Genomic DNA, 14,140 nt, shown 5'->3' on the forward strand with positions numbered 1-14,140 from the left:
TCATTAAATAGGCTATTTACGGTTTTTTGAAATCCTAGGCTGGATTAAATCTTAGCTTTTGTTCACAATGCCTAACATGAAATCTGATCAAGCGTTTTTGCGCAAAATGTTCGCACCTATACTTCTTCTATGCCGCGCGGCGCTTGCGGCAGGCTTGCTTGTTTTGCTGGTAAGCTGCTCGCCTTACACCAATGACTCAACACTAGGCCGCATTTTAGAGGATGGCGCGCTAAAAGTGGGGTCAATCTATGGACGCACTACCTATTATTATGGGGCAACGTCTGCAGAGGGTTTTGAATACGAATTAGCCAAGGGTTTCGCCGATTATTTAGGCGTAAAACTCGAAGTCTATCCCTACTATGATTTTAGACAAGTGGTCGCACAGCTTGACGCAAACCGGCTAGATTTAGTGGCTGCTAACATCACCATGACCGAGCAGCGCAAGAAAAAATACAAGTTTGGTCCTGCCTATCAAAACCTAAATTTTGAATTAGTGTACCGCAAGGGTAAAAACCGCCCGCGCGACATTGAACAGCTTGAGGGCGACTTAACCATCATCGCAAACGATCTTTACCGCGAACCCCTTGTAGAAGCTGTGGGAGACAGAAAGCAGATAAGCTGGAATGAAACGAGCGACAAAGATATTGAAGAGCTACTTGAGATGGTGTCTAACGACGAACTTGACTACACCATATCCGACTCGAACATTTTGGCGGTGGCTAGACGACGTTTTCCCAATCTAGGTATTGGCTTTTCGGTCACCGACACGTTGCAAATTGCATGGCTACTGAACAAACAAACCGATGATTCTTTGCGCGCCGCCTTGCTTGAATATTTTGGGAGCATGCAGCGTAGCGGACAGTTAGCGGTATTAGAAGATAAATACTTCGGTCACGTTCGCAAGTTCGATTTTGTGGATACTAGAGCCTTCATGCGCGCAGTCACCAATACGCTACCTAAGTATCGAGACATGTTTGAGGCACATGCCGGCGACCTCGACTGGCGACTTATTGCCGCAATGGCCTATCAGGAAAGTCACTGGGACCCCAAAGCAAAGTCACCCACCGGGGTTAGGGGCATGATGATGTTAACTCGTGGTACTGCCAAAGACATGGGCGTAACTAAGCGCACTGACGCTGAACAAAGCATTAGCGGAGGCGCTCGCTATTTTAGTAGCCTACTTAGACGCATCCCTGCTCGCATTCAGGAGCCCGATAAAATTTGGATTGCCATGGCCGCATATAATGTAGGTTTGGGACATCTAGAAGACGCTAGACGAATCACCGAAGCACAAGGTTATAATCCTGATTTGTGGATTGACGTTAAAAAACATCTTCCTCTTTTGCGGCAAAAACGTTTTTACCAAAACACGCGCTATGGTTACGCCAGAGGCGATGAAGCCGTTAATTATGTTGAAAATATACGGCGCTACTACGACAGCCTTGTGTGGCTCGAACAGCAAGAAAGTCTTCCAGACCTAATGCAAGAAGAACAGCCACCAAGCCCTGTCGAGGATGAAGCGTCTCCACTGGAAGAAGACTTAGACGCACCGGCCGAGCAGGATGAGCAGCCAATGCCGCAAAACTAGCCGTAGCAGTAGCAGAACCAACACCTGTCGCACCCCAGCGATTGCCATTTAGTCTGAACGCCTAAATTTTAGCGATAGAGCACCGCACGCAAACTTTACAGTCTGCCCAATACTAAAGTCTCGACTAAAGTGAACCATTGCTCTGGCAATTGTCATATATATTCACGTAACTGTAATAGTCTTGGTGCTTTAATTGCATATAATTTAACTGTGTATGCTCTTTGTGCATGTGGAAGCGTCTAAAAAGCTAGGCAAAGCAGGCGGTAAAAGCAAAAAGTGGACGTAAATGCCAGTAAAGCGGGTCAGTATTGTGACACATTACTTGTTTACTGGCCTTAGTATGATATAAACGCCGACCGCGCAAAATAGAGTCGGTGCTTATTAAGCAAAACATCCTGTTAAGTCGATACATTGATAAGGCAGAATTAAAATGAGAAAAAATAAATTTATGAAACGACATAGAAGTGTAAAAAGTAATACCAAGCGTCGAGTGATGCTAAAAAAAATCCATCAGCGCGTGCTGCTCAGACGCAAACAGTTTGCAATGTTTGAAATAGAAAACGACTTTAGGGAGGCCTGTTAAATTGAGCTGTCAAAGCCGCTGTTAACATTCCCCCTTCTTCAAGGCTTTCTTTTTAGCTCTTCGCAAACGAAAAAACTCTGACAACATCAGTGAGCACTCCTCAGTAAGGACGCCCGAACTAAGCTTTATTTGGTGATTGAGTCGAGCATCTTGCACAATATTACTAATACTGCCGCAGGCACCTGTTTTTGCGTCTTTTGCGCCAAACACTAAACGGTCAATGCGAGCATGTACAAGTAAGCCTGCACACATGGAACATGGCTCTAAAGTCACATACAAAGTGGTGCCGGGAAGACGATAGTTTCCCAGAGCCATGGTGCCTTGCTTAATAGCGAGCATTTCTGCATGGGCTGAGGGGTCGAGTTTGGTAATACTCTGATTACGCCCCCAAGCTATAATTTCATCGTTGTACACCAACACAGCGCCAACGGGTATTTCTCCCTCATCCGCCGCCAACTTCGCCTGCTCTATGGCGTGACGCATCATTTGATTGTCGAATTCAGTCACTTGCGTGTCGGATGATTCTGCGCTCGCGGCACGCGAGGCCTCGCTCGACTTTGCTACGTGACTTTCATAAGTTAACCTGTCTTTTTTACACATAAACGCGCATTCAAATCTCAAGTATTTAGGCAAATGTTATCATGCATGTGGCTACATAAGGAGGTTTTGGTGAATTTGCTCATAACGCTTATACCGCATCGCCTTTACCTCGCACGGCCTCAATAAGCTCCCTACAAAAACGATATTTATCAGTTCTGTCAGCAGAGAATGCGCAGAAAAGGGCATAGTATGAGTACAGCCAGAGTATATTGAGATAAACAGCTAATAGTTGGTCAGTTTGGCTAAACATTCAGTTTCGTCTTAACAACGCTATTAATATATCTTATAAATTTCAGACACTTACATTTTGGCAGTGTGCTTGCATTTGCGTTTAAACATGCGGCCAAATAAAACACTTAACTGTTGCTAAAGGCTGAAAGTGAAGCCCATTACTTTTGACCTATAGAGCTTGATTAATAATTTTGCTCTAATGATAACTGCCGAAGGTCGCTTAACTGGTCGCATTTATAAAAGAAACAAATCTGCACATCGATGCTTAAAATAAAAAAGGAAAGAACATGAATTTAACTGCCATCATCATCATCGCCATTATTTGCTCAATGATAGTGAGCATCGTAAACACTGTTAAATCGGGAAACGAGTCAAAAAAACGCACTAAAAACCTGATAGATGAACATGACCAAGCAGTTAATGAGAAGCTAAGCGCCATGCAGCAGCGCATTGAAGTGCTCGAAAAAATCGTTACCGACGATAAATACACCTTGAATAAAGAATTTTCGAATTTAAGAGACTAGGCAATACCGCGGGCTCATATTTCAATTTGGTGTATAAACCACAATCCTCTTTGAAAAGAGTCGTCATCGTGGTGCAGACCACGATCTCCTTGGGCTTCGCTATCTTTAAAATATACATGCGTAACGTCTCAAACAAATCTCAATAGGCCAAACAACTGAACAAATAAAAGGAGACAGAGGTCGATTCAAATGACTGCTTTCTATTTTGGGGGATTCCAAAGCGAGTTTGGAATGACAGGTATTCTAGTTTTTAGCAATACTGGGCGCCGTTTCTTAAACAGAGTTCAGGTTACTTAATATTTACCCATTTGGTTGGTCACTAAATTTACCCATGCAAAATGCGGGTTAGTCTTTTCAGCCAGCATCATTTGAATATCATCAAGAACCACGCACGCCTTTAAGCCATTTGTTTGGCTTAGTTCTATGCATTCTTGTCGGCGGTCGTTTATGAGGGTGGTTAAGGCCTTACCGCGTATTTCTGAAGAGTCTTTACCTATCAGATTTATCGGTAATTGGTACATGCATGCAATTTCAACATAATCGAATGTTTGACAACTTATCATATCATTTCTCCGTACCAGTGCTGTTGATTGACCTCGTCGCATTAAGCGCCATGTCCTGTGGTGTTAAATCCCACATCCACAGGTGTAATGGTAATCTAGAAGACCGCAAACCAACTCATTTTGTTGCACCATGTTATATACTTACGGCCAATGTAGTCGGAAATATTAAGCACTAAGTAGTTTACACGCTGGCGAGTCAACGGTGGCTTAGCCGCCATCTAGCAAGAATTTTTCTATTCGCTCCACCCGGCGCGGTTTACCAGACAAAACAATCACATCGTTGACTCTTATTACAAAATCGTCGGCTGGGCTTACTATTTCCTCGTCGTCTCTGCGCACCGAGGCAACGCTCACCTTTCTTCGAAGAATATCAAGTTCATTGATGGATTTATTCGCAGCAAATGCGTCGCTGCTTATTACCACCGCATGCAAAAACTCTAGCTTGTCTTTAGTGCCATAACTGATTTGTGTTGTTTCGCCTGGGTAAAAACCATGCATGTGTACATAGCCTTTTTTGCGCTCATTACGCACGCGTTTTAAAATACGCGACATGGGCACACCGGCATAGTGTAATACTTGCGATATCAACATCAAACTGCCCTCCTGCACTTCAGGCACGACCTGCTTAGCGCCTGCGGTATAAAGGTCGTCCATTTTATAGTCTTTGCGCGTGCGCACGATAATCGTTATCTCAGGATTAATTGCGGCAATACGCGTGATCACTTTGAGCGAGGTGTTGTGGTTGTCAAACGTAATGATAACTAACTTACACTGCGCTATGTGCGCGCTTAACAGAATGTCTTTGTTTGCTGCGTCGCCAAAATATATGTGCTCGCCGGCAGCGCGGCTCTCTTGGACTCGGATGGGGTCAATATCAATCACTGCATAGTCGAGCTTTTCTAATTTCATTATTTTGGATATCGATTGACCCACCCGACCAAACCCTAAAATTAATACCTCGGGTGTACTGTCCCTCGGGGTCTCGGGTTCAAATCCCACCTTTGGTGCTTTGCTGAGTTTACTTGCCAGCGCACCGCTTTTGTTAATCATGTAAGGGGTAATTGCCATGCTAATCAGCCCCACGCATATGATCATCGATGAGGTATATTCATCTATCACCCTGTTCTCGAGGGCTAGGGCGGCAAGAACAAATGAAAACTCCCCCATTTGTGCTAGCTTGATGCCCGCTGCCCAAGCATCTTGAGGTTCCGTGCCGTATATGGCAGCGGCTAAACGCAGCAGTGCCGCTTTCACCACCACCAAAAGCACTAGGCCTAAGGCAATCCAGTGAAACTGAGACAGCAGTATGCTGATGTCTAACTGCATACCAACGGTAATGAAGAACAAGCCCATTAGGATGTCTCTAAACGGCCTGATGTCAGCTTCGAGCTGATGGCGGTACTGCGACTCGCTTAGCATCATTCCGGCAAGAAATGCACCTAGGGCCATCGAAAGACCAAACGCATACGTGGCACCAGCCGCTAGCAGTGCAATCACGAGCGTGCATAAAACAAATAGCTCGTCTGTGCGAGTTTTTGCTATTTCGTTAAAGATACGCGGCAATAACCATTTGCCCACAGATAAGAGCACTGCCACAACCAGCACTCCCTTCAAGAGCGCCATAGCTAGCGCAGTGGCGATTGTGTTTTCTGCAGATACCGCGAGCAGAGGAATTGCAATCAGAAAAGGCACAACTGCCAAATCCTGGAACAACAACACACTTACCGCTACTTGTGAGCGCTTGGTGTTTAAACGGCCCTGCTCATCAATTGTTTTAATGACGATGGCGGTTGATGAAAGCGCAAGTGTCCCGCCTATGATAATGGCAGAGGTAAGAGTTTGCCCCATCGCCATGGCAAGAGCGGCAAATACCGCCGTTGTCAAAAGCATTTGTCCGGCTCCCACACCAAATACCAGTCGACGCATGGCAATTAGCTTTGCAAGTGAGAACTCTAAGCCAAGGGTGAAAAGCAAAAATACAATGCCCACTTCGCCTGCAAGATGCATTTGATGGGTGTCAGAGAACAAGTCGAGCGTTTGCGGACCGGTAAGCACTCCTGCACACAGATACGCCAGTATTGGCGGCAGATTCAAGCGTTTAAATTGCCAAACCAAGAACGCGGCAATTAACATCAACAAGAGAATGCTTAGAAATATTTGATCCATGGTGTCTCCAGCATTAATACCAAAACGGGCACGGTCTTTGCTTTGTTCCTTGCGTGAGGAAGTAAGTAAGCGAAAAAAGTCGTTGGTATACCTACAGAGTAATAGATATCAACGGGTATTACTACGCAATGTCAGATTTATGACGCTTTATTTTTAAGGTATGAAGTACTTGGAGCAAACCATGGAAATCAGTCCTATGACGCAAGAAACTAGCAGCAATGCAGCCTATTTGAATACCGACGCTGACGTCACTGTTTTGACGATGGCTGAATCGGCGCACATCATGCGCGCAATGCTCTCTTCCATCGATTTAGAAGAGCTCATTAACGACTACTTCATTATTTTGTCTGACAAACTACCTTGCAGCTCTCTAAAATTAAGCTTTGCCGACAAAGTACTCAAAACCGGCAAATCGAAAATGCGCTCGCGCATTATGAAAATATCTATTTACTATGGTCACCCTTTCGGTACGCCTCAGCATGCGCAGTTATCTTACTCATTTGCAAAAGTCCTCACGCCCGTTCAGCGCAAACTGTTATCGGAAATACATGGTATTTTTGCAATGAGTCTGCGTCATGCTTTGGAGTACTACCGTATTAGCCAGTTAGCAACCAAAGATATGTTAACCGGACTGGGCAACCGTAATAGCTTTAACGAATCTATTAGCAAGTTAATCAGTATTAGCAAACGCAACGAAGAGACCTTTGGCTTGCTAGTATTCGATTTGGACAACTTTAAAACAGTCAACGACCGCTTTGGTCATCAGGAAGGTGATCAAGTGTTGATTGCTTTTGCCGAAATACTGAATCACAGCTTACGAGATTCTGATCATGCCTTTAGATTTGGTGGTGATGAATTTTGCTGTTTACTGATTGATAGCAACCCTAAGGCGAATGAAATGGTAGCCAACCGCATCACAAACGCTATCAACAAACATCCGTTGTTCATGCAGCACGGCGTATCGAGCAGTGTGGGCGCCACATCTTTTGTAGATGGAGATAGCAGCGAAAGTATTTTCAGCCGAGCAGACTCTGCGCTTTATGCCGCCAAAGAGTCAGGGAAAAACCTATTTATAGCAGCTTAACAGCCCTCTCCTGTGAGCCTGTTAGTCTATTGCCCGCATTATGCGGGCTTTTTTTAATTTGAGTTTTAGGTACCTAGGCCCAAAGCAATCGCGGTTTTTTGCTTTATTTTTTGCTCGGCTTTTTACTTTATTTTTTGCTCGGCTTTTTTCTAAGCATTTGCACTTCACAAGCCTCTTTTGGAGCTATGGCGCGCTTAACAACTGCGTCTAAATTAATATCTCGCCCAACACAAATGACGGTATCGTTGCACATCAAAATAGGCACTTGCGCTCGCTGCCATGGTGGTATCTGTTTTTCTTGAAACCACTTTTTGATACTTTTTGACGGTCGCTTTGGATGGAGTCGACAGCGCTTGGCGAATCCGCCAAACTCAATTCGAAAAAAACAAGAATCGACGTCAAAATCACGGAGGTAAATGCACTCATGTAGTTTGCTCACCGCATCGTCATCGCGTTCAACATCGGGTCCACTATCGAGTTCACTCTCTTGTTTTGAATCGGGCACCGGCGTTCCTAGCTGCGAAGAACTGCTGGCGTCTGCTTTACATAGCGCAAGCCTTACATCGAGTAAGTCATGCTGCAATACACCGTGCATATCAAAGGTCACTTTTATAGGCAGTATGGTTTGGGCTGTGCTATTAGGGCTTTGCGCATTTTCAGGAGAGTGATGCTCGATAGTTCTTTTTTGGCTAGACTCAAGGTAGAGTTTATCCTTGTAGCGACGCACAGTATGGATATGCCATCCACACTGACCTTGTGCGTCTGGCTTAGCAGTACAAATCTGTATGATTTGCCCAAGCACGGCAGTACTGGGTGCGAGCGTGCCCTGCATTTTAAGCCAATATCGAATTAGCGCAGATTGAGAGGCTGCAGATAAACCTAATAATGGCTCAATAAGCAAGCGCTGCCTTTCATCGATAGTCTGTTTTGCTAACAAGGCCATGTATTCGTCAATCACTTCTGCGCTTTGAGCGCAGTGCTCGGCGCTTCTGCTCACGGTTGCGCAAATTGATGGCCATTTTTCTTGCAGAACGGGCATGACGCTGTGACGCAGAAAGTTTCGATAGAAGGCTTGGTCGTCATTTGACTCATCTTCAATCCAGCTCAGGCGATGCGCATCGGCATATTGCTCAATTTGAGCACGCGTCAACCTCAACAAGGGTCTTGCAAAACGAGTGTGCCTAGTGTCTGTTTGCTCTTCAAGCCTAGACTGGCGAGTAAACTCACTTGCCATTGCACTTAGCCCATCAAGACCCGCGCCCCTTGCTAACTGCAATAAAAAGGTTTCAGCTTGGTCGTTTTGGTGTTGGGCCAACAGTACAAGCTCTGTATCTTGTGCCAAGGCCTGAATAGCAGAGTAACGCGCATTTCTCGCCTCCTGCTCAATACTCTTGCCGGACGCCTGACTTACACTCACTCTTTTAATATGAAGCGGAATATTTAGGCTATCGCATATGTTCTTGCAATGCCCTTCCCATTGCTCGGCATAAGCGCTCAAGCCATGATTAATCTGAATAGCACTAAGCTGAAGATTGGTCTGGTCTGCCAAGCTAGCGCTTAGCTGGGCACATACATGCAGTAATACCGTAGAATCGAGGCCACCGCTGTAAGCAATAGCCAAGCGGCGAGCACTACCGATTGAGCGCGATAGATTATTGAGAAAAATAGCGTCTAGCGAGCTCATGGGCTTTGCTACGCCGCAGGTAAACCGCTAGCAATATCCAAACGACATCAGACGGTCATAGCGCTCTTGTAAAAGCTGCTCAGTAGACAAACCGTTTAATTGCGCAAGCTGTTGCTTGATGGTTGCTTTTAGATTACCCGCCATCGCTTTATGGTCTCGATGAGCGCCGCCAAGAGGTTCATCAACGATTGTGTTAATCAGGCCAAGCTCTTTTATCTGCACAGCAGTCACGCCCATTGCTGCCGCCGCGATGGGGGCTTTTTCAGCGCTTTTCCACAATATAGACGCACATCCTTCGGGTGAGATAACTGAATAAGTTGAATATTGCAGCATGTTGACCCTATCTCCCACACCAATCGCCAGTGCACCGCCTGAGCCACCCTCGCCGATGACTGTGCAAATCGTTGGTACTTTGAGGTCTGCCATGACTTTTAAGTTCATTGCTATTGCTTCACTTTGCCCGCGCTCTTCTGCACCAACGCCAGGATATGCACCTGGGGTATCAATAAAGGTCAAAATAGGCAGCTTAAAACGCTCAGCCATTCGCATCAGTCTGAGCGCTTTGCGATAACCCTCTGGCTTGGGCATACCAAAATTGCGTTTGATTTTTTCATGGGTATCGCGCCCTTTTTGATGGCCAATTACCATCACCGGCATGTCATCTAAACGTGCTAAACCACCTATAATCGCCTTGTCGTCGGCAAAGACTCTGTCACCGGCGAGCTCATCAAAGTCGAGGAGCATATTGTCGATATAATCTTGTGTATAAGGGCGCATAGGATGACGGGCAACTTGAGAAATCTGCCATGCGCCGAGTCCAGAAAATATTTTACGCGTTAGTTCGCCACTTTTTTCGCGCAAGCGAGAGATTTCTTCTTCAATGCCTACGTCGAATTCACCGCCCTGATTAACGAGCCGCAGCTCCTCAATTTTCGCTTCCAACTCTGCGATAGGCTGCTCAAAATCCAAAAAGTGTGACCCCATTATTTATCCTAATCTGTTCTTATAATCTTCGTTATTGAAAAACAAGGCTAACGTTCTCAGCGCCTAATGCGTGCCCTAGGCTTGAAAGCAATTCATCCTGCGGGTCTACAAACCATGCCGCGGATGTGGCCAATACTGCACTTGCATCAGTATGCTCAACCTGAATGTGTAGCGGACAGCTGCCCCCTCGATAGGGTTGCAGTATATCCTGAATCTTCGCCACTGACGATACTGTACACTGTTCTGCGCGCAAATGTAGTTTTAACTGACGCACATATTTGCTGCGCACCTGCATTAGCGTCAATACCTCAACGGCGTTCATTGTATTGCCACCGCTGTATTCATCAAAGCTGACCTGTCCTTTTATCCACAAAAGATTGTCTGCCGTTAGGATGTCTTCGTATCGTTCATATATTTCAGGATACAAACGTATATCAACCCTAGCCGACTTATCGTCTAAGGTAACGAGCGCCCAGCGACGGCCTTTTTTGTTAGTCATGACTCTCACGCCTAACACCAAACCCAGCGTACTTACGTAGTTCTCTTTTCCAGTGGGCTTTAAGTCAACTAAACGCGCGTCGGTATACTGTTTAATTTCATCCACATATTGGTTAATGGGATGCCCGGTTAAATATAAACCAAGGGTTTCCTTTTCACCGTCTAACCATACCTTCTCAGACCATTTTGGCACCTGCCTAAACGCCTTGTCAGCATCTTGCGCTACTTCGGTATCCATGCCAAATAAATCGCCTTGGCCCGCGGCGGCCGCCTTTGCATTTTGCATCGCTGTATCTAAGGCATCTTTTAAACTTGCCATGAGTGAAGCTCGATGCGGGCCTAAGTTATCCATTGCACCTGAAAGCACTAGCTTCTCAAGCACGCGCTTATTGATTTTTTTAACGTCTACTTTTTCACAAAAATCAAACAGATTGAGGAAGGGGCCTTCTGTTTCCCGCGCGTGGATAATGGCCTCAACAGGCCCCTCACCTACCCCTTTAATGGCACCGATTCCGTAGACGATTTGACCCTCTTTGTTAACGGTAAACTTATACTGTCCAGCGTTTAAGTCGGGTGGCAAAATCGTTAGGCCCATACGGTTACATTCATCTACCAGGGTCACGATTTTATCGGTATTGTCCATATCTGCCGACAGCACCGCAGCCATAAATTCAGCGGGGTAATGCACCTTTAACCAAAGCGTTTGATACGACACCAGCGCATAGGCTGCAGAGTGTGACTTGTTAAAACCGTAGCCTGCGAACTTTTCAACCAAGTCAAAAATTTTAATGGCCAGTGTGGGGTCAATGTTGTTTTTAGCCGCACCTTCTTCAAAGCTGGCGCGCTGCTTTTCCATTTCTTCTGCTTTTTTCTTGCCCATTGCACGACGAAGTAAGTCAGCACCGCCAAGGGAGTAACCAGACATCACCTGCGCAATTTGCATCACCTGCTCTTGGTATAAAATAATGCCGTAGGTTGGCTCCAAGATTTCTTCTAAGCATTCGTGTTGATATTCAGCGTCGGGATATGAGATTTTTTCTCGACCGTGTTTTCGGTCAATAAAGTTATCCACCATGCCCGATTGCAGAGGTCCGGGGCGAAATAGCGCCACAAGTGCAATAATGTCCTCAAAACTGTCTGGACGAAGGCGCTTAATGAGGTCTTTCATACCGCGGGATTCAAGCTGAAAAACGGCAGTGGTTTCAGCTGCTTGCAATGATTTAAAAGAAGGCGGGTCAACAAGCGGAATTTGCGTGATATCGATTTCTTCGCCGCGCACTTCTCTTATCATATCAATCGCCCACTGAATAATGGTGAGCGTTCGCAGTCCTAAAAAGTCAAACTTAACCAAACCAGCGGTTTCAACGTCGTTTTTATCAAATTGCGTGACCGGATTTGCGCCTGTATCGTCGCAATAAAGCGGGGCAAAATCAATGATGGTGGTTGGAGAGATAACCACGCCTCCAGCGTGCTTACCGGCGTTGCGCGTGACACCTTCTAATATGCGCGCCATGTCAATGAGTTCTTTAACTTCTTCATCACTGTCATAGGCTTGCTGCAGTCGGGGCTCCACATCAAACGCTTTTTTCAGCGTCATTCCTGGGTCGCCCGGTATAAGCTTTGAAATTCTATCTACAAAGCCATATGGATGCCCGAGCACGCGCCCAACGTCGCGGATAACTGCTTTTGCCGCCATTGTACCAAAGGTAATAATTTGCGATACGGCGTCACGCCCATACATTTGCGCCACGTGATCAATAACTTCGTCACGTCGGTCCATGCAAAAGTCGATGTCAAAATCGGGCATCGATACCCGCTCAGGGTTTAAAAATCGTTCAAAAAGCAGGTCAAACTCCAAGGGGTCGAGGTCGGTAATATCCAGCGCATAAGCCACTAGTGAACCTGCACCCGAACCACGACCGGGTCCTACTGGAATATTGTTATCTTTGCTCCACTGAATAAATTCCATAACAATAAGAAAGTAGCCAGGAAAGCCCATATTGTTAATAACTTCGAGCTCTATGGCCAAGCGCTCATCATATTCTTTTCGCTTCTCGGCACGCTCTTGTTCGTCTGGAAAGAGTTTTAGCAAACGCCGCTCTAGGCCCTCTTGAGACACTTTGATTAGGAAATCTTCAGTACTCATCTCGCCGGTTGGGAACTGTGGCAAGAAATACTTGCCAAGCGTTAATTCGACGTTGCAGCGCTTAGCAATTTCGACGGAATTTTCTAGCGCTTCTGGAATATCGTCGAACAATTCACACATTTGCTCTGCTGAGCGCAAGAACTGCTCTGGTGAATATTTTTTCGGGCGGCGGTTATCATCAAGGGTGTAACCATCGCTGATGCAAACCCTAACCTCGTGGGGTTCAAAATCTTGTTCTCGTAAAAAACGTACCTTGTTTGTTGCTACTACGGCTATGTCTTGCTCCGATGCCAGCTCAACCGCACCGTGTATATGCGTGTTTTCGTTAGGATGACCTACTCGGTTAAGCTCAATATAAAATCTATCCTGAAAATGCGAATGATAAAACTGAGCAACACTGCGCGCCAAGGGCAATTTTTCTTGGCATAAGGCAATGCCTAAATCGCCATGAATACCCCCACTTAACAAAATCACGCCCTCGGCAAAATCTGCCAACCATGCTTGCTGCACCACCACTTTGTGCTGCACATGGCCTTGTAGATAGGCTTTAGAAATAAGATTAGTGATATTTTTATAGCCAGTCATATCCATAGCAATCAAGGTCACTTGGACTATTTCATCTTCTATGAACTGGCTTAAAACGTTTATATCACAGGCGATAATTGGTTTAATGCCCTTGGCATAAGCCGAAGAGTAGAATTTAACTAAACCGCATAGATTCATCTGGTCGCTTATGGCAATCGCAGGCATGTCGAGTTGCGCGGCAGCATCGAGAATAGGATTGACTTTGTTCAGTCCATCAATCATCGAATAGTCGCTGTGCACATTCAAATGAACAAACTTCGCGCTCACTTTTATTACTCTCCTTATTTGAACCACATCTACTTATTTATAGGTTTACGATTTATGCATACTCGCCGCACACTAGCGCAAGGTTGAGCGCTGAACAGGCTTGAAGCTTTTTCGATGGCTATCGAGGGCCCCATACTTAGCTAATGCAGATAAGTGCATGGCGGTTGGATAACCTTTATGCTGATCAAAGCCGTACTCCGGAAACTGATTGTGCAGGCAAAGCATGTCATTGTCACGCGCCACCTTGGCAATAATTGACGCCGCCGCAATTTCTTTGTACAGGTCATCGCCTTTAACAATCGCTTCACTTTGATAGCGCCAATTTGGACAGCGATTGCCGTCAACAAGCACCTTGTCGGGTGCTATTGCTAGCGCCTCGACGGCTCGGGTCATTGCCAACATCGTAGCTTGCAATATGTTGAGTTTATCAATTTCGCTGGGGGTACAACGTCCAATCGCCCAAGCAAGCGCATGCTCTTTAATGAGCAGGTTAAGCGCTTCTCGCTTTTTCGCGCTCAACTTTTTAGAATCACGAAGACCTTCAATAGGGTGTTTTGGGTCGAGGATCACGGCAGCGGTCACAACGTCCCCTACCAAAGGGCCTCGGCCCACCTCATCTACGCCAGCAATAAGCACA

At 45.8% G+C, this 14,140-nt stretch carries 10 protein-coding genes; 3 read left to right on the forward strand and 7 right to left on the reverse strand.

The genetic code is table 11. The features are described 5' to 3' along the window. Positions 1 to 76 precede the first annotated feature (76 nt). Positions 77 to 1,588, forward strand: a complete 1,512-nt coding sequence (gene mltF / locus ACFO4O_RS07565) for a membrane-bound lytic murein transglycosylase MltF (protein ID WP_382407054.1) — start codon at positions 77 to 79, stop codon at positions 1,586 to 1,588. 604 nt (positions 1,589 to 2,192) lie between these two features. Here the strand turns inward: mltF and tadA are convergent. Beyond that, the gene (gene tadA, locus ACFO4O_RS07570; protein WP_382407056.1) at positions 2,193 to 2,771 is read right to left on the reverse strand and encodes a tRNA adenosine(34) deaminase TadA; all 579 of its coding nucleotides are present in this window, start codon (positions 2,769 to 2,771) and stop codon (positions 2,193 to 2,195) included. A gap of 518 nt (positions 2,772 to 3,289) precedes the next feature. Here tadA and ACFO4O_RS07575 point away from each other — a divergent pair. After that, entirely contained in the window at positions 3,290 to 3,526 is a 237-nt protein-coding gene (locus tag ACFO4O_RS07575) for a hypothetical protein (protein WP_382407058.1), read from the forward strand. A gap of 293 nt (positions 3,527 to 3,819) precedes the next feature. Here the strand turns inward: ACFO4O_RS07575 and ACFO4O_RS07580 are convergent, their stop codons facing one another. Next, entirely contained in the window at positions 3,820 to 4,089 is a 270-nt protein-coding gene (locus ACFO4O_RS07580) for a Rho-binding antiterminator (protein WP_382407060.1), read from the reverse strand. Positions 4,090 to 4,296: 207 nt separating this feature from the next. Beyond that, entirely contained in the window at positions 4,297 to 6,255 is a 1,959-nt protein-coding gene (locus ACFO4O_RS07585) for a monovalent cation:proton antiporter family protein (protein WP_382407062.1), read from the reverse strand. 181 nt (positions 6,256 to 6,436) lie between these two features. On the opposite strand from ACFO4O_RS07585, the gene ACFO4O_RS07590 reads away from it, so the two are divergent. Next, positions 6,437 to 7,339 (forward strand): GGDEF domain-containing protein, encoded by a 903-nt coding sequence (locus ACFO4O_RS07590; RefSeq protein WP_382407064.1) that lies wholly within the window; start codon positions 6,437 to 6,439, stop codon positions 7,337 to 7,339. Between the two features lie 127 nt (positions 7,340 to 7,466). Here the strand turns inward: ACFO4O_RS07590 and tilS are convergent, their stop codons facing one another. The 4 genes from tilS to rnhB all read right to left on the reverse strand — a co-directional run bounded on the left by tilS (position 7,467) and on the right by rnhB (position 14,139). Continuing rightward, on the reverse strand, positions 7,467 to 9,023 hold the full coding sequence (gene tilS, locus ACFO4O_RS07595; RefSeq protein WP_382407066.1) for a tRNA lysidine(34) synthetase TilS: 1,557 nt from the start codon (positions 9,021 to 9,023) through the stop codon (positions 7,467 to 7,469). A gap of 27 nt (positions 9,024 to 9,050) precedes the next feature. Continuing rightward, positions 9,051 to 10,007, reverse strand: a complete 957-nt coding sequence (gene accA, locus ACFO4O_RS07600) for an acetyl-CoA carboxylase carboxyl transferase subunit alpha (protein WP_382407068.1) — start codon at positions 10,005 to 10,007, stop codon at positions 9,051 to 9,053. A 31-nt stretch (positions 10,008 to 10,038) separates the two neighbouring features. Continuing rightward, positions 10,039 to 13,503, reverse strand: a complete 3,465-nt coding sequence (dnaE, locus tag ACFO4O_RS07605; protein WP_382407070.1) for a DNA polymerase III subunit alpha — start codon at positions 13,501 to 13,503, stop codon at positions 10,039 to 10,041. A 72-nt stretch (positions 13,504 to 13,575) separates the two neighbouring features. Beyond that, on the reverse strand, positions 13,576 to 14,139 hold the full coding sequence (rnhB, locus tag ACFO4O_RS07610) for a ribonuclease HII (protein ID WP_382407072.1): 564 nt from the start codon (positions 14,137 to 14,139) through the stop codon (positions 13,576 to 13,578). Between the last annotated feature and the right edge of the window lies 1 nt (position 14,140).

The sequence above is a fragment of the Glaciecola siphonariae genome (assembly GCF_042652645.1).
Taxonomy (GTDB): Bacteria; Pseudomonadota; Gammaproteobacteria; order Enterobacterales; family Alteromonadaceae; genus Glaciecola; species Glaciecola siphonariae.